17 protein-coding genes and 2 pseudogenes are annotated in these 17240 nt (G+C 35.7%); 12 read left to right on the top strand and 7 right to left on the bottom strand.

Features of this window, described 5'->3' with window-relative positions:
• Positions 1 to 11 precede the first annotated feature (11 nt).
• The 7 genes from AC106K_RS00740 (at position 12) to AC106K_RS00710 (ending at position 4335) form a co-directional block, all read left to right on the top strand.
• Positions 12 to 557: a DinB family protein gene (locus AC106K_RS00740; RefSeq protein ID WP_482442867.1), complete on the top strand. Its 546-nt coding sequence runs from the start codon at positions 12 to 14 to the stop codon at positions 555 to 557.
• Between the two features lie 42 nt (positions 558 to 599).
• A complete protein-coding gene (locus AC106K_RS00735; protein ID WP_482442866.1) occupies positions 600 to 1475 on the top strand; it encodes a hypothetical protein in 876 nt (291 codons plus the stop codon).
• 63 nt (positions 1476 to 1538) lie between these two features.
• Positions 1539 to 2048 (top strand): methylated-DNA--[protein]-cysteine S-methyltransferase, encoded by a 510-nt coding sequence (locus AC106K_RS00730; protein WP_482442864.1) that lies wholly within the window; start codon positions 1539 to 1541, stop codon positions 2046 to 2048.
• Between the two features lie 57 nt (positions 2049 to 2105).
• Positions 2106 to 2711 (top strand): CDP-alcohol phosphatidyltransferase family protein, encoded by a 606-nt coding sequence (locus tag AC106K_RS00725; protein ID WP_482442862.1) that lies wholly within the window; start codon positions 2106 to 2108, stop codon positions 2709 to 2711.
• 127 nt (positions 2712 to 2838) lie between these two features.
• On the top strand, positions 2839 to 3441 hold the full coding sequence (locus tag AC106K_RS00720; protein ID WP_047094900.1) for a DUF2911 domain-containing protein: 603 nt from the start codon (positions 2839 to 2841) through the stop codon (positions 3439 to 3441).
• Position 3442: 1 nt separating this feature from the next.
• A complete protein-coding gene (locus AC106K_RS00715) occupies positions 3443 to 3970 on the top strand; it encodes a GNAT family N-acetyltransferase (protein WP_482442860.1) in 528 nt (175 codons plus the stop codon).
• The gene (locus tag AC106K_RS00710; RefSeq protein ID WP_482442859.1) at positions 3967 to 4335 is read left to right on the top strand and encodes a cupin domain-containing protein; all 369 of its coding nucleotides are present in this window, start codon (positions 3967 to 3969) and stop codon (positions 4333 to 4335) included. The genes AC106K_RS00715 and AC106K_RS00710 overlap by 4 nt, the downstream gene beginning before the upstream one ends.
• A gap of 113 nt (positions 4336 to 4448) precedes the next feature.
• Here AC106K_RS00710 and AC106K_RS00705 read toward each other — a convergent pair whose 3' ends face one another.
• From AC106K_RS00705 to AC106K_RS00675, 7 genes and pseudogenes are all read right to left on the bottom strand, one after another.
• The gene (locus AC106K_RS00705) at positions 4449 to 5468 is read right to left on the bottom strand and encodes a hypothetical protein (RefSeq protein WP_482442858.1); all 1020 of its coding nucleotides are present in this window, start codon (positions 5466 to 5468) and stop codon (positions 4449 to 4451) included.
• Between the two features lie 309 nt (positions 5469 to 5777).
• Positions 5778 to 6521: a dienelactone hydrolase family protein gene (locus AC106K_RS00700; protein WP_482442857.1), complete on the bottom strand. Its 744-nt coding sequence runs from the start codon at positions 6519 to 6521 to the stop codon at positions 5778 to 5780.
• Positions 6522 to 7247: 726 nt separating this feature from the next.
• A pseudogene (locus AC106K_RS00695) lies at positions 7248 to 7502 on the bottom strand (thrombospondin type 3 repeat-containing protein); the annotation flags it as partial.
• A gap of 708 nt (positions 7503 to 8210) precedes the next feature.
• Positions 8211 to 8465: pseudogene (locus AC106K_RS00690) on the bottom strand (thrombospondin type 3 repeat-containing protein); the annotation flags it as partial.
• Positions 8466 to 8659: 194 nt separating this feature from the next.
• Positions 8660 to 9271 (bottom strand): HAD family hydrolase, encoded by a 612-nt coding sequence (locus tag AC106K_RS00685; protein ID WP_482442855.1) that lies wholly within the window; start codon positions 9269 to 9271, stop codon positions 8660 to 8662.
• Between the two features lie 79 nt (positions 9272 to 9350).
• Positions 9351 to 9797 (bottom strand): hypothetical protein, encoded by a 447-nt coding sequence (locus AC106K_RS00680; protein ID WP_482442854.1) that lies wholly within the window; start codon positions 9795 to 9797, stop codon positions 9351 to 9353.
• A 221-nt stretch (positions 9798 to 10018) separates the two neighbouring features.
• Positions 10019 to 10450 (bottom strand): type I restriction enzyme HsdR N-terminal domain-containing protein, encoded by a 432-nt coding sequence (locus AC106K_RS00675; RefSeq protein ID WP_047094893.1) that lies wholly within the window; start codon positions 10448 to 10450, stop codon positions 10019 to 10021.
• A gap of 7 nt (positions 10451 to 10457) precedes the next feature.
• Between AC106K_RS00675 and holA the strand changes: the two genes are divergently transcribed.
• The 5 genes from holA (at position 10458) to AC106K_RS00650 (ending at position 17191) form a co-directional block, all read left to right on the top strand.
• Complete coding sequence (holA, locus tag AC106K_RS00670; RefSeq protein WP_047094892.1) at positions 10458 to 11495, top strand: DNA polymerase III subunit delta; 1038 nt, start codon at positions 10458 to 10460, stop codon at positions 11493 to 11495.
• Between the two features lie 99 nt (positions 11496 to 11594).
• Positions 11595 to 12482 carry a hypothetical protein gene (locus tag AC106K_RS00665; protein ID WP_482442853.1) on the top strand — a complete coding sequence of 296 codons (888 nt, stop codon included), beginning with the start codon at positions 11595 to 11597 and terminating at the stop codon, positions 12480 to 12482.
• Between the two features lie 256 nt (positions 12483 to 12738).
• Positions 12739 to 13680 (top strand): thioredoxin-disulfide reductase, encoded by a 942-nt coding sequence (trxB, locus tag AC106K_RS00660; protein ID WP_482442851.1) that lies wholly within the window; start codon positions 12739 to 12741, stop codon positions 13678 to 13680.
• A 417-nt stretch (positions 13681 to 14097) separates the two neighbouring features.
• Positions 14098 to 14475, top strand: a complete 378-nt coding sequence (locus tag AC106K_RS00655) for a VOC family protein (protein WP_482442850.1) — start codon at positions 14098 to 14100, stop codon at positions 14473 to 14475.
• A 1039-nt stretch (positions 14476 to 15514) separates the two neighbouring features.
• The gene (locus AC106K_RS00650; RefSeq protein WP_482442848.1) at positions 15515 to 17191 is read left to right on the top strand and encodes an alpha/beta hydrolase-fold protein; all 1677 of its coding nucleotides are present in this window, start codon (positions 15515 to 15517) and stop codon (positions 17189 to 17191) included.
• Positions 17192 to 17240 lie beyond the last annotated feature (49 nt).

Genomic DNA, 17240 nt, shown 5'->3' with positions numbered 1-17240 from the left:
AAATAATGAAAATGTTAACTTCAGAATTATTGGATGAATTAAAAAACAGAACAACACAACATTTATACTTTGCTGAAACACTGTCGGTAAAATCAGAGTCAGAGCTGAATTTCAGAGTTTCCGAAGACAGCTGGAGTGCATTGGAATGTCTGGAACACCTCAACCGATATGGAGATTTTTATATTCCTGAAATAAAACGCAATATCTCTTCAGCCGGAAAAACTTCCCAGTCTTATTTCAGACCCGGAATTCTTGGAAACTATTTTGCTAAAAGTATGCTTCCAAAAGAGAAACTGAATAGGATGAAAACGCTTAAAACAATGAATCCTATCCACAGCGAACTGCACAAAAATGTGATCGATCAATTCATTCAACAGCAGAAACAAATGCTTCAGTTATTAGACCAAGCCCAACACGTTGATTTGGAAAAAACAAAAACCAGCATCAGTATTTCAAAACTGATCAGACTGAAACTGGGAGATACCTTCCGTTTTGTGATTTATCATAATGAAAGACATATTTTACAGATTCAGAAAATATTTTCTTCAACTCTTTAGTCTATTAGAATTTTCATAGTTTTGCGGGGCTAATAGCTTTATATGAAAAAATATCTGCTTGGAATTTTATTGTTTTCCATTGTATCATGTGGCCACTCAGATAATCTTGAAAATATAATAACAAATAATGATCCTCCCTTACCCAAACTTCAGACTCTTAAGGTTGTGGATGAGGATATAAACAATGATGGGGCTAAATATGCTGATGTATATGATTTTAAATTTGAATATAATCAGGATAAATTGGTTAAGGTTTGGGACATCCATGGTAATTTTACAGAAAATCTAACTTATACAAATGGCTTGATTTCCAGAATCGATATCCAAGGAAATAAATTTAAATATCCGGGAATTCCATACCCATTCAGTCTAAGCAGAAAACTGTCTTATGACAGCAGTGGAAAAATTATAAAATCGGAAACACTTTATAATAATATGCTAATAGATCCTTATGCGACCTTTGAGTATCCATCATCTGATATGATTGTAATGAAACAATATGGCAAGGTTGATTGGTCGGATAATATACAATTGAAAATGACAAATCATATATATATTGTTAATCAGAATGTCAACAAGATAGAAGAATATGAAAATTCTGTGTTAAAAGCTGTTACAAAGTATGAATATGATCAGAAACTCAATCCGAACTTTAATATGGATAGAAGCCTGATCTTAGGATTACCTGAATATGCATTTAACCTTCATCTTCTGAATAATTATGTTCAAATCTCAAAAAATAATATTGTAAAATGGGAAAGGTATTCGATAGATTCAAATGGAAGCCATAATCTTATGTATGGATTTGAATTCGAATATACCTATCAAAACAATGGTTTTCCTGCAACAATTACTTATCATTATCCTCAAGGTCCCGGAGGTATTCCTATCCAGACTTCTGCAACCTTTGGATTTTAAACTCTAAAAAAATAATATATTTAAACCTTGTAAGAAAGCTTACAAGGTTTAATTTTAAATGCAATGGAAATACATCAGAAAACAATACAAACTCCACTCGGGGAAATGGTAGCTTGTGCCGTAGACCAGGGCATTTGCCTTTTGGAATTCACAGACCGTAAGACTATTGAAAAGCAATTAAAAGCTCTGTCCAAAGCTCTGAAAGCTGATATGGTAGAAAAAGAGCATCCCCACTTCAGACAGCTGGAAGAAGAACTGAAAGAATATTTTGAAGGAAAAAGAAGCCGTTTCGATATTCCATTGTTTACCACAGGAACCGAATTCCAGGAAAAAGTATGGCAGTTGCTGCGTGAAATTCCGATGGGTGAAATACGGACTTACAAACAACAATCAGAACTCCTGGGCAATCCAAAGGCGATACGTGCGGTAGGAACAGCTAATGGAATCAATAAAATTGCCATTTTAATTCCGTGTCACCGTGTGATAGGCTCAAATGGAGAATTGGTAGGCTACGCAGGCGGAATCTGGAGAAAACAAAAGCTTCTGGAACTGGAAAAAGCCATTTTATTCTAACCTTTTTTGAAATTGCTTTATCATTAACCTTTTACAGTTTCCGAATTCTGCTTATTTATGAAATCAAAAATTCCCGTTCTCTTAATTTTTTCAAGGCTTGTCATAGGTTTTGTCATGATTGCCCTAAGCATCCTTAAAATTGAATATTATCAAACCATCGCTATTGTTCTTTTATCAGTTGGATTATTAACAGATATTTTTGATGGAATTATAGCAAGACATCTCAATATTTCAACCCAGAAGATCCGTCGTCTGGATTCTACCGTTGATCAGGTTTTCTTTATCTCGGTTGGAGTTGCCACTTATATCCAGTGTCCAGAATTTTTCAATACCAATGCCTCTAAACTTATCATTCTTATAGGGGCAGAATGCCTGATTTATGTCGTCAGTTTTTTAAAGTTCAAAAAAGAGGTAGCGACTCATTCCATAGGAGCCAAGATCTGGACATTATTAATTTTTGCAACCCTTATTCAGGTTATTTTACAATGTCAGTCAGTTGTATTATTTAACCTTTGCTTCTGGATCGGATTGCTGACCAGAGCGGAAATTATTGCGATTCTTTTAATACTGAAAGAATGGACCAATGATGTTCCTTCGGTTTATCATTCAATACAACTTAGAAAAGGAAAACCTATCAGGAAAAGTAAAATCTTCAACAGTTAGTCATAGATTCTAAAAAGAATTTTTCTAAAACAATTTACGGATAGAATAATATCGAAAACAAAAAAATATTGAATGTAGAGAAAGCTATTTCGTTTTGATTTTTGTAATTTTAAACAAAAATTTACACGTGAAAAAGTTATTAGCAGCAGTTTGCATCTCAGTTTCAGCATTCAGTTTTGCACAGGACTATTCTGTACCGGCAGCGAGTCCGCGTCAGAAAGTGGAACAGCAGTTTTCAATGTCCAAAATTTCGATCGACTACGGAAGACCGGGAGTGAAAGGACGTAAGATATTTGGAGAGCTGGTTCCTTATGGACAGGTTTGGAGAGCGGGAGCGAACTCTTCTACAAAAATTACCTTCGGGCAGGCTGTTAGTTTTGGCGGGAAAATAGTTCCTGCAGGAACATACGGACTATTCATCGTTCCTACAGAAAAGGAATGGAAAGTTATTCTGAACAAAGACTTCCAGCAATGGGGTGCTTATACCTACGATCCTAAACAGGACGTAGTAGACGTTACGGTACCAGTAAACCAACTAGCAGACAAACAGGAGTGGTTTGAAATTACCCTGAATCCTACCGATGAAAACTCAGGAAACCTTGTGATCAAATGGGATATGGCTCAGGCTGAAGTTCCATTGAAGCCTTCCAAACTGGATACGGTGATCAAGATTTCTGACAAATTGAAAGAGATCAAAAAAATAGAATCAGATTCTACTAAAAAGAGCTAAGATGAATTTTTCTGTTCAATCTGTTTTAGAGAACGAAGATTATCAATTAATCCCCTTACAGCAAGGGGATTTTGAGTCTTTATATGAAGTAGCTTCCGATCCTAGAGTCTGGGAACAGCATCCCAATAAGGATCGATACAAAAGAGAAGTTTTTGAAAGCTTTTTCAAGGGAGCTATGGAGAGTAAGGGAGCTTTTAAAATTGTAGAAAAAGCAACCGGAGAAGTATTGGGAAGCAGCCGTTATTATAACTTCGATGAAGATGATAATCATATTTTCATTGGCTATACTTTTTACGGCACCAAATCCTGGGGGAAAGGAATCAATCCACAGATAAAGAAACTGATGCTGGATTATATTTTCCAGTTTGTAGACAAAGTTCACTTCCATATCGGGAAAGAAAACTTCCGTTCACAAACCGCTTTGGAAAGACTGGGAGGTATAAAAATAGCAGAGGAAGAAGTCGCTTATTTCGCTGAGCCCAGCCGTACCAATTTTGTATATGAAATAAAAAAAGAAGATTGGAAATGAAAAAATATAAGATTCAGCAATCACCATTTGTAGTGCCTACTACAGACGGAAAGCTTATTGAAGAACATTGGGGAAACTCTACAGGCAATTCTAATGTTTCCATTGCTCATATGGTAGCACCTCCGGATTGGAGCGAACCTCATCAGACACCTGAGTTTGATGAATTCACCTATATCATTTCAGGAAAAAAACAGTTTGAAATAGACGGTGAGATTGTGGTACTGGAAAAAGGACAAAGCATTCTTATTGAAAAAGGAGCCCGAATCCGCTACAGTAACCCATTCTCAGATCCTTGTGAATATCTTGCAATCTGTCTTCCTGCATTTTCTATGGAATTGGTGAACAGGGAAGAGGAAGTAGGTTGATTCTTAAGTGAATGCATCACTACAGCACATTAACTCATCAGGAAAGCTTTTTAAGGCTTTCCTTTTTTTAAAACAAGGCGATCCTACTTCTTGTGTAGCTTGGTATTTAAATATTAATTCTTTTCAAAAATGTATATGTTTTGCAATCCATCACCTACAACAGTATAATCACCTACAATCATAGGACTGTTAAAAAAATAATTATCTGTATCCTCATCTTTTAAGACATAGCTCCAGGTGAAACTAAGGGTCTTCAAATCAAAACTTCCAATAAGATTGGGAAAGGTATCACCATAATAGCCAAAGAAATAGATACATTGATTCTCTTTGGAAAAAAAACATTCATTAACGTGTACGTCTTTATCAGCAAAGTTTATCTCATTCAGAACAGTAAAATCAGATGGAGAGATTTCCATATAAGATTTATGACCTAAAAAAAGGATATTACCATCATCATTAATAAAATAATTGCGGTAAAAGTTACCCATCTCCTTGTTTTGAAACATGCTTGAAATTTCGCCAGATTTTTTATTAATCTTTAAAACCTTTCCTTCATTTGCAATGATATATATGAAATCAAGATAATCAAAACTATCAGTTACCTCTTGAATGTTCAATGTATCAAAAGACAGATCCCACAGTTTATCAAACTTATAATCTAAAAATTCTATTGAATTTTTTTTTAAAAACAAAATGTATTCTTTTGATAACCATATAATTCTTCCATTTTCATATTGTTCTTTTAGGATAATAAATTTATTTTCAGGTACAGAAAAATACCCTACATCTTTATAAAAAGTACCTTCTTTATAAACTGCATTCTTATATCCAAAAATAAAATCCTTTTTAACATCTGATGTAAGCTGAATATTATATGCTAGAAATTCTCCATATCCTAAAGTCTTCCCATTTATATCATCTATAAATAGTGTCTGATTATTTCCTATACTGATTATTTCTGAGTTACCATTCTGAATAATACTCCCAACAATATCGGAAGATTCCCAGATGCTATTATCAAAATCTAATGTTTTATATATATTTTTGTTTTCGAAATTATAAATATAAGCTCCATTGTAGAATAGGTCTCTAATTTCTACGTTATTTATTATTTTTTTTAGTGTTAAATGCATTATTGTTTTTTGTAAAAATAAACCCAATATATAATTGAATGGCTACACAGATTTGTCCTGAATGTAAAAAAGATTTTTTCACGTGGTATATTGACGATGAAATCTCTGATCTTACAAGTTGGAGCTGCTATCATTGTAATTATTCTGCTCTGGAAAACGAGAAGGATGAATGTATTTGTGAAAGCTGTGGCAAGAGGACAAAAACTAAATTACAAGACGATACAAAAAAATATTGGTGGTGTTCTTCATGTAATGAAATTATAAGGTTAAATTAGGGTAAATCCGTTGTTAGGCTTCTACATTTAATTTTTATTTCAAAACTTCTTTCAAAAACATCAACGTATGATTCCAGGCTCTTTTGGCCATTACTTCATTATAGTCCGGTGATTTCGGATCGGTGAACGTGTGTTTTGAATGAGCATAGGTGATGATCTGCCAGTCGGCATTTCCTTCATTCATTTCTTTGATGAGGTTGTTGTAATCTTCAGGGGTTACGCTTTTGTCGTCAGCAGGATTTTCAACAAGGATTTTGGTACTGATGGAACCGTTTTTCCTCGTCTGATCTTTGGCCAGGCTTCCGTGGATGGAAACAACGCCTGCAACCGGTAAGCTGCCTCTTGCAGATTCTAATGCTCCGGTTCCCCCGAAACAATACCCAATCACAGCGATCTTTGCCGGAATAGCTCCGTTTTTTTTGAGCTGCTCCAATGCCAGTGAAATTCTTTTCTGATAGGCATCATAATTTTTCTTGTAATATCCTGAGGTTTTAGCAGCATTTTCATTATCTGCCGGGATGTTTCCTTCCCCATAAATATCAGCAATGAAGGCGATATAGCCCTGTTTTTCAAGTTCAATAGCTGCCGTTTTGGCTTCTTCATCAATTCCTTTCCAGGCAGGGAGAATCAGAACTCCGGGAAGTTTTTTTCCTGCATTGGACGTGATGAGGCCATTCAGTTTTTGTGAACCATCCTGATAGGAAACCGTTTTAAGCTTTTGACTGACAAGACTTCCTGAGATGATAAGAGATGCGGTTAATAAGATTGAGCGGATCATATTTTTGATTTTGTAAAGGGTTTTGAAATGTTGAAATTGTTTATGGTTCGGTATTTCTGTGACCCACAAACATTTTCTTTATAACGGTAATAAATGATAATCTAAGGTAGTGAAAATAATTTGTTGTGAATTTTATTCTTTGATCAATTCCCAATTGTTGTTTTTATATTCATATAGGATGATGATATTTGTTTTAGGGTCTTCCACTTTAATTCGGTAAGGAGTTATAAAGGTAATAACGAAGGGGATTGAATGAGCAGCACCAATCTCACTTGTATGATTGCCCGGTATTTTTACTTTCATAGTCTCCGGGTCGTAATATTTTGTGATATAATCAAAAGTTTCATTACTCATACCAATCTCCTGATACAGTTTGAGATCTTCAGGAGGAATTTTGGTTGAAAGATAGATGTCCTTACCATATTTTTTACGGGCATATTCAAGAACGTTTTTGTTCCAGAATTTTGAGATCAAAAAATTGTATTCCGGATCAGTTCCGTCATAGCAGGAATGTTGATCAAGATAGGCGATATTATTTATATATTTGATGTAGAGATAAGTCTTTTTGTCCGTCAGAGCTTTGGTATATCCCTTTTTAATAACAGCATCTAAGGCTATTTTGTTGATTTTATCATAAACAGATTCAATATCAGTATAATCAGTTTTGAATTTCTTCAATCTTATGCCTGCCTTTTCCCAATACTCCGTGCAGTCATTTTTTTTACTAGGACATCCATTCAGTTCAGTAATTCCTGGAATCGTGGGGCAGGCATCATCTTTATCCAAAATTCCATCACCATCATAATCCGGCCATGGGCAGCCGTTGTTTTCAACAGGACCAGATAGTTCAGGGCATTTGTCATCCTTATCCAATACTCCGTCTTTATCTTTATCCGGCCATGGACATCCTTTATTTTCTAATGAGCCTGCTTCTTTAGGACATTGATCCAGATAAAACAAAATACCGTCTTGGTCTTCATCCGAGAGACAGATCTTTTTACTGAATTCTTTATGGCACTTTTTAAATGCTTCTTTATCTTCAATATTCTGAGCCTGAAAATAAGTTCCTGCAAATATCAGGAAAAAAATAGCTTTCCTCATGTCCTGCTTAAATGATTATTTATTTTTCTGTAGTTGCCATTCGTTGTTTTTATATTCATACGTTATGCTGGTCTGGTTGTAGCTAATCTGTATAATATGAGGGGTAACAAATTCTATTGAAATAGTAATAGGATTTATAGGAGTAGGACTTTGTTTTCTTTGTATCCTTATTCTGCCGATTTTTGGATCATAATATTTCATCATATAATCAAACGTTTTGTCACCTACTATTTTATGATAGTTTTCAAGGGTATCAGATGTTATTGCTGTTGAAATATAGATGCTCTTTCCGTATTTTTTCTGAATGTATTCAAGAATATTTTTATTCCAGAATCTGGTGATCAGAAAATTATATCCTGGTAATGTTCCATCATCAGGTGTATTTTCATCAATATAAGATTTGTGATCTATATAGTTGATATAAAAGAAAGCGTTGTGATCTGTAAAATCCTTTTTCGGAATCTTTTGTACAATATTATCAAAAGCTTTTTTATTGATGAGATCGTAGAGTGCTTCAATATCCTGAACATCCATATCGATTTTTTTCATACGGATATTGGGGTCATTACCGAATGTACAGGAAATTACAGGACAACCATTGGCATTGGCACGACCAGGAACAGTAGGACAGGCATCATCTTTATCCAAAATGCCATCACCATCAGTATCTGGCCACGGACAGCCTTTATTTTCAAGGGGACCTGCAAAAGTAGGACACCAATCATCTTTATCAGGGGTCCCGTCTTTATCTGCATCAGGCCATAAGCATCCATTATTTTCAATTGGCCCTCCTTCTTTTGGACATTTATCAAGATAATATGGAATATCATCTTTGTCTTCATCCGAAAGACATATCTTCTTATTAAACTCTTTACGACATTTTTTGAAGGCTTCTTGGTCCTGGATGGTTTGAGCATTATATCCTACACTACAAAATAGTAATAAAAGTAAATTTTTTCTCATATTAATAAAAAATCCTCAGCCAAATTAATGAAAATAACTTAACTGAGGATTATTGTTGTTTATAATTTAAATAATCAGAGTTGGACGCCCAAATGAGATAATTCTTCTTTCAAATTTGTGTGAGGTTGAACATGAATTGTTTTGAATCCCAGCGATTTTGCCGTTTCAATATTCTTCTGATTATCATCAATGAATACTGATTCTTCAGCACGGATATTATATCTTTCCATTAAAACGTGCCATATTTTAGGATCAGGTTTAATCAGCTTTTCTGTTCCTGAAACCACAATCTTTCCTTCAAAAATTTGGAAGAAATCATAATTTTCCAGCGCATAGGGAAAGGTTTCTGCAGACCAATTGGTCAATCCGAAAAGATGATAATCTGTATGAGCCAGTTTTCTGAGAACTTCTACATTCTGAGGAATATCACTTTTCAGCATTACCGTCCAGTTATCATAAAAAGCCCTGATTTCCTTTTCCCATTCAGGGAATTTCTTCACCTGAATTTCAGTTCCTTCTGCAAGACTTCTTCCTCTGTCCTGTTCGACATTCCATTCATCCTGGGCGATGTTTTTCAGGAAGTATTCCATTTTTTCATCATCATTGAAATAATCTTTGAAAAAATATCTCGGATCCCAGTCCATCAGTACCCCTCCAAAATCGAATATGATATTTTTAATGTTCATATGAGTTTTTAAATTTTATTATTTTTAGCTCAACAGTAAGAATTTTATCTTATCGGAGTTCAAAACTATGTTGAGTTGGTTATTCTTCCATCAGTTCAGGATTGCCCGGAATCTTTGCAGAAGTTTTTTTGAAAAATCCATGAGCAACAACTCCATTGCCCCAGCAGCTTCCGTACTCATAGTTTGCATTCTCCTTTATCTGAACTCCTTCTTTTGAAAAGTCTAAAGTAAGCGTGCATGCTGTTTTCGGATCCTTGTCCTGATAAACAGCTCTGTTATGGTCGTAATTTAAAGTATCTCTGAAAGTCCCTTCATTATAACTGGGGTGTCCTTTCGTAATATAAAAATTAACAGCTATTTTTTTGTTTTCAATGAGTTTAACTTTAATTTCTCCGGAATATCCTTTTATCTCACCATCAATATTTTCACCCCTCAACTCATAAGTTCCGGTAGGGTCTATACTGGAAGGATTCTCTTTGCATGAGATAACAAGAAAGATAAGGCTTACAAAAATTAGATTTTTCATGATCATGTAGTTTTTTTATTTTCGTGGGCCTCAGGCATTATTAAAATGAGCGTAAAACTGTTTATTATTTGTTGCAGTTCTGATGGGAAATGATGCATTGAAATAAAATTACCATTAAATTATACTAAGCTTCAGTATCAACTCTCAATCTTCCTTGCCTACAGCACCTCCTTCGCTCTCTCAGCTTCCTTCGCTTCCTTCGCCTTCCCAGCTCCCTTTACCTACTCCGGTCTATAAAACTGATATTGTCCATCCTGATAATACGCATTAATATGCTGAAGTCCATTCGTCAAAATAATCTCTTTCGCTCCGATAATGGAGTTGTACCTGGCCGTCTGCTCAAATGTTTTTTCTGTTAATTTGATTTGTGGAGCCTTACATTCAATAAGGATTACTGGCTCTGTTTTCTCGGTCACCAGAAGATCAACTCTTTTGGTCAAACCATTCAGAACAATCTTTTTTTCAGTGATCAATGCGGAGGTAGAATAGGATTTTACCGTAAGATAATAGTGGATCCAGTGCTGTCTGACCCATTCCTCGGGAGTGAGCAGAAGATAAGTTTTACGAACCAAATCATAAATAAAAAACTTATCTTTGTCTTTCTTGAATTTAAAATCAAAAGTTTCCTGAAAATTCAGTTTTGGAAGTTCCATTTATAAGATGAAAGAATTAGATTTAATCCTCAAAAATATTAAAAATAAAGAAGTTTTACCTATTTATTTTTTCCATGGAGAAGAAGCCTATTTTATTGATGTTGCCGTAAAAGCCCTTGAACACAACTTTTTGGAGGAAGATGAGAAAGCTTTCAACCAAACGGTTACCTACGGAAAAGATACCTCTTATCAGGAAGTACTTTCCCTGGCAAGACAGTTTCCGATGATGGGAGACAAGCAGGTAATCATTGTAAAGGAAGCGCAGGATCTGAAATTCAATGAAGAGGAAAACAGAATTCTGGAGGCTTATGTAGAAAATCCTGTACCTTCTACCGTATTGGTTTTTGCTCATAAACATAAGAAACTGGACAGCAGAAAGAAGGCTGCCAAAGCTCTGGACAAGGCCAAAGCTCTTTTCCTGAGCGAATCGGTGAAGGAAAGCAATCTTCCAAAATGGATCGCTGACGAATGTATACAGCTTAAGATCAAAACCGCACCCAATATTTCCCATCTTTTGGCTGAATATCTGGGGAATGATCTTTCCAGAATTGCCAATGAACTGAATAAGTTGAAGATTATCCTTAAAGAAGGCGAAATTCTGGATGGTACCATCATCGAAAATCATATCGGGATCAGCAAAGAATACAATATTTTTGAACTTCAGAAAGCCTTAGGAACGAAAAATGCCAACGTAGCTTTTAAAATTGCTCATTTTATGGGTAAGAATCCGAAGAACAATCCTTTCGTGATGATGCTGGCCAGTCTTTACAACTATTTCTCCAATGTCATTATCTATCAGACAATGGCAGGGCAACCCCCGCAGACGATTGCTTCCCAAATGGGAGTAAACCCTTATTTTATCAAAGATTATGCAGAAAGTGCAAGGCTTTATCCGCTGAAGCACGCTACCAGAGTGATCTCTATTCTGAGAGAATTTGATATGAAAGGAAAGGGGCTTGGAGCTGTGAATATGGGAGAGGCAGAACTGATCAAGGAACTTGTCTATAAGATTATTAATGTGGACAAGATTAAGATGAAGGTGTAGGTGAGGGGTTTTTGAGTGGGAGTGTTTGAGGGTTAGAGAGTAGGAGTATGAGTGAGTGAGGCAGGGATTTTTAGTTTTTTACATGTATTGTATTGAGTGATGAAAAATAGGGTTTTTCTGATTGTATTTTCTATGTTTTTGCTGAATTGTGCTGCACGAAACGGTAGAAATGCTGTGAAAAAAGAGGATTATGAGCTGAACAGAGCCGCGGAGCAGAAAGCTGTACTCATTTTATTTCCCTGTTTTCCTTGTGATCGTGAGCATACAAAAACTGAAGCCTACTTTTTAAAAGACATAGAAAAGAAAGGAATTACCACTTTACTTTTAGACTATAATCAAAAGCTTTTTTTAACGCAGACTGAAAAAGAAAAAATAGCAGGAAGATTAAACTCAATCTTAGACCAACATCATATAGAAAAGAAGAATATTTTCATCGGTGGTTTTTCCGGTGGTGGGAATGTCGCTTTTTTGCTTTCCGCATTTTTGAAAAAAAATCACAATCCCCTTCATCCTAAAGGTCTCCTTGTAGTAGATTCACCTATCGATTTGGAGAAGCTTTACCATAATGCTGAAAAAGATGTGGCCGCCAATATAGACCCTGATGCCGTAGAAGAAGGAAAGTTTTTGAAGTCCCTTTTTGAAAAAGAATTGGGAAAGCCTGATGAACATCCGGAAGCCTATAAAAGCGCTTCACCTTATCTGATTTCCTCCAATTCGGTTGAAAATATCCAATATTTAAAAGATACCAAAATCAGATTCTATTGCGAACCGGATCTTGAGTGGCAACAGCAGAATAAAGGCAGAACGTTTGAAAACCTTAATGCTTTTGTCCTTAAAAAAGCCAATGAAGCCTTATTGAACCTTGGGAACCCTGCAACAGAATATATAGAAACAAAGAATCGCGGGATAAGAGCCAATGGTAAAAAACATCCTCATTCCTGGAATATTGTGGAACAGGGAGAGTTGGTGAAATGGATGTTGGACTGAGGGGGAGAAGTAAGATCGTTGACAATAGGTAATAGACGGATAGATAATAGATAGGGAATAGGTGTTTTGAAAATATATGGATGGATTTAAATCTTGAGTTCATATTTTGTATCGTCTAAAGGAAGATCTCATCTCTTCATTGACAATCCGCATATCTGATATTGACAAGTATCATTAAAATAACTTTAAAAAGCCGGTAAAAATTACGAAATTAGCGGTCTTAATTCTAGTAAATCTTTTTCGAACAAAATAAATTATGGAGCAAAACATTTTAGATTGCGTGATCGTAGGATCTGGCCCTTCTGGTTTCACAGCGGCTATCTATGCAGCAAGAGCAGACCTTAAACCTGAATTGTATACAGGTCTGGAACCGGGTGGACAACTAACAACCACTACGGAAGTGGATAACTTCCCAGGGTATCCTGCCGGGATTACAGGTCCTGAAATGATGATGGATCTGCAGAAACAGGCAGAAAGATTTGAGACCAAAGTACATTACGAAATGATCACTAAAGCTGAATTCTCTAAAGAAGTAGGCGGTGTTCACAAATTATATGCAGGGAATAAAGAAATCCTTGCAAAATCAGTTATCATCTCTACAGGAGCTACTGCAAAATACCTGGGACTTGAGGACGAAAAGAAATATGCAGGCGGTGGAGTTTCTGCTTGTGCTACCTGTGACGGATTCTTCTACAGAGGAAAAGACGTTGTCGTAGTAGGAGCTGGTGATACAGCTGCTGAGGAAGCTACTTATCTTGCAAAATTATGCAGAAAAGTAACTTTATTGGTAAGAAAAGATGTTTTCAGAGCTTCAAAAGCAATGGTTCACAGAGTAGAAAATACACCAAACATTGAGGTGAAATTCCACCATGAGCTGATCGGAATTGAAGGAGAAAACAGCTTGGTAGAAAGAGCTGTGATCATCAACAACCAGACTAATGAGACTTCTACAGTAGATGTTGAAGGAATCTTCATTGCTATCGGTCACAAGCCGAATACAGATATTTTCGCAGGGCAGGTAGATCTTGATGAAAACGGATATATCCTTACAGAAAAAGGATCTTCAAGAACGAATCTTCCTGGAGTTTTTGCTGCGGGTGACGTTCAGGATCATATCTACAGACAGGCGATTACAGCTGCAGGAAGCGGATGTATGGCTGCAATGGATGCAGAGAAATACTTAGCAGAATTACACTAATCGTATTCAGTTTATACAATACAAAGCGTACCCGGTGGGTGCGCTTTTTTTATTTTTTTTTTGCCACGAATGCACTAATAAAAAGTATTTGCGCATATAAAAAAAACAGTCTTCAATTTTATCGTAGATAAAATCCTTGCGCCTTAAAGATAGCCTGTTTTTTGTCTCCTCTTGCGCCTTTGCGAGCTCCAACATCATTAGGAGCTTATTTTACCCACAATAACGATTTGTGTTATTTGTGAAAACATTAGTGCTATTTGTGTTTAAACATTCCATGTACACTCATCTACTTTTCTAATTATAAATTTGTACTAACGCTATAGAAAATCTAATAAAAACATTAATATATTTGTGAAATTATAAAACGATCCAAATTTGTATTTGCGATCCCATAAACTGAACAAAAACGTATAAAAAATGAAAAGAGTAACCGCTATCGGAGGAATTTTTTTTAAATGCAAAGATACTGAACAGGTAAACGACTGGTACAAAACCCATCTTGGCGTAGAAACCAGCCCATACGGAGCCAAATTCGACTGGAAGGAAGTAGATTCTGACAAAAAAGGATATACCCTATGGAGCCCTTTCAAAGAATCTACCCAATACTTTGAGCCTTCAGAAAAAGATTTTATGATCAATTATCATGTGGACAATATTGAAGCATTGGTAGAAGAATTGAAAAAAGAAGGTGTTACTATCCTGGATGAGATTGCAACCTACGAATATGGAAAGTTTGTTCATATCATGGATCCGGAAGGCAACAAAATCGAATTATTTGAACCTGCAGGAGAGTAGAAGTCTGCTGAATACCATACCAAAAACTGTTTCTGAAGAGGAGCAGTTTTTATTTTTTATTGCCAAAATATGGGGGTAATATCTAAAAAACGCAAAGAAAGTTCATTTGAATGTTTTATTTTAGGGAGCAAAGAAGAGCGACTTTGTCGCTGAAGAAGCTTTATGAATATACATTCGCTTAGAAAGAATCAATGAAATTGATTCCATTCTTTGCTTCCTTAAGAATAGGGGATAAAGATGCTAAAAACCTTTGCGTCAATTAAATTTCATAAACACAAACAATATTATTCCCCAGCTTTTGCACCTGATCCTTTTTTTTGCTGAGTGAAACGCCCTTGCGAACGAATTCATTTAAGTTTAATTAAAAAAAATTGCGATCCTGGCGTTAAAAAACAAGTCTCCTTACCCTGAACTCATATTGATTTAAAAGAAATTGCATTGCGAAAGATACTTTTATTTTCCGATTGCAAAGACACTCTATTCGACAAAGCGTGATTGCCCTTTTCGATAAAATTTTTTGAGCAGGTTCAAAAGTTGGGGGAACCAGTACAAAACACACACTATTTTTGCTGAATGAAGCAATGTATTTTAAAAAACGCAAAGAAAGTTCATTTGAATGTTTTATTTTAGGGAGCAAAGAAGAGCGACTTTGTCGCTGAAGAAGCTTTATGGATATACATTCGCTTAGAAAGAATCAATTTCATTGATTCCATTCTTTGCTCCCTTAAGAATAGGGGATAAGATGCTAAAAACCTTTGCGTCAATTAAATTCCATAAACACAAACAATATTATCCCCCAGCTTTTGCACTTGATTTTTTTTTGCTGAGTGCAACGCCCTTGCGAACGAATTCATTTAAGTTTAATTAAAAAAAATTGCGATCCTGGCGTTAAAAAACAAGTCTTCTTACCCTGAACTCATATTGTTTCAAAAGAAATTGCATGACGAAAAATACTTTTAGACCCATTTCATTTGTAATGTCCCATTTTTACAAGTTTTTCTGATGGTTTGTTGCTAATTTTGTTTCATAAATTGTATCGATGAAATATTGTATAACGATGCTTCTTCTCCTGTTTGTTTTTTTTGCGAAAGCACAGGGAAATTACGCAGCATTAACTGAAAAGGCTTCGGAATTGATGGAGGAAGCTAAAGATGAAACAGGGTATAAAAAAGCTCTTGAAGGATATGAGCAGGCATTCAGAATATATCCTGAAAATATTGATGGTGAAGGATTGCATGATGCATCGGTTCTCGCTTCAAAATTGAAAAATAATGATAAGGCCTTTCAGTACCTTATGTCGCTTTCTTTAATAAAAGGAGATGATGATAATTTTCCAGGATGGAGCTATATTGTGGGAAATGACTCTGAAAAAGAATATGAAAATTTGCTTTCAGATCCAAGGTGGCGTACATTAACGAAAAAGGCTGCCGAATATAAAAAACAGTTTTATAAAGACTTGCAGGAAAGGGAAGATGAATTTTACAGCATCAATAAAAATACACTGAAGAACGTCCGAAATCCTGAGGCTTTGTATAGAGAAATCAGGAATTTCAATCCTTATCAACCGAAAAAAGAGCGTGATTATTCTATTGCGTTTAAGATCAATGATTCTGCTAGAACTTCGTTCTTTATTCATCTGCCATCAAATTATAATCCTCAAAAGAGGTATTCTTTACTTTTTTTCCTTCATGGTGCGGTAAGAAATAATGAGCTTATCGATTATCAGATGGCTGGCTGGAATTTAGGGGGCTGGAACCGATATTATACAAAATATGCGGACCGGGATGATGTGATCCTGGTTTTTCCAAGGGCGAGTAAACAATATAACTGGATGTTGTCTGATGATGGATTTTTTATGATTCCTGAAATGCTCAAACAGATCAAGAAGGCCATTAATATCGATGATAATAATGTCTTTATTGCAGGGCATTCTAATGGGGGCACCGGTTCTTTTTCTTATCTGATGAAGCAGCCGACTTCATTTGCCGGGTTTTACGGATTCAATACCTATCCAAAAGTATTTACAGGTGGAACTTTTGTAGAGAATATTAAAAACCGTTCGTTTATTAACTTCTCAACAGATGAAGACTACTATTATCCACCCAATGCCAATGATGATTTTACAAAATTGATGAAGGGTATATCTGCCGATTACAAAGAATACCGGTACAACGGATTTCCGCATTGGTTTCCACAGTTTGACGAATCGGAACCGGCGTATGAGATTCTCTTTAAAGATCTGAACAGCCGGAAAAGAAACCCGTTTCCGAAAGCAATTTCATGGGAATTTGATGATGACAGATACGGAAATGTTGATTGGATTTCCAATATAAAATTAGACACTTTGAGCGGGAATGCCAACGGGCGCAAAGAGCTGAATTTTAAGATCAATAAATGGCTGGCTTATGATGACCACGACAGTTTGAAGGTGAAGGACGTGGATAAAAATGCATTTGATTTTCCGAGAAATTCCGGTAAGATAAAAGCTGAATATGACGGGAATGTTTTCCGCATTGAGGCTTCCGATATTCAATCCTTTTCCATCAATATCTCACCGGAAGTTGTGGATCTTAAAGAAAACGTAAAAGTGTATGTGAACGGCAAGCTATACTTCGACAAAAAAATACCATATAACCGTGAGTTTTTACTTGAGAATTTTTATAAAACTCAAGACCGAAAGCAAGTCTGGATCAATCATATTGAGGTGAAAATATAAAATCTTACAGATTCCCGATACCATAAAACCTGTCTCCGAAAGACGCAGG

Source organism: Chryseobacterium sp. FR048 (genome assembly GCF_056844665.1).
The sequence above is the reverse complement of the archived record's forward strand: the minus strand, read 5'-3'. Positions and strand labels throughout refer to the sequence as shown.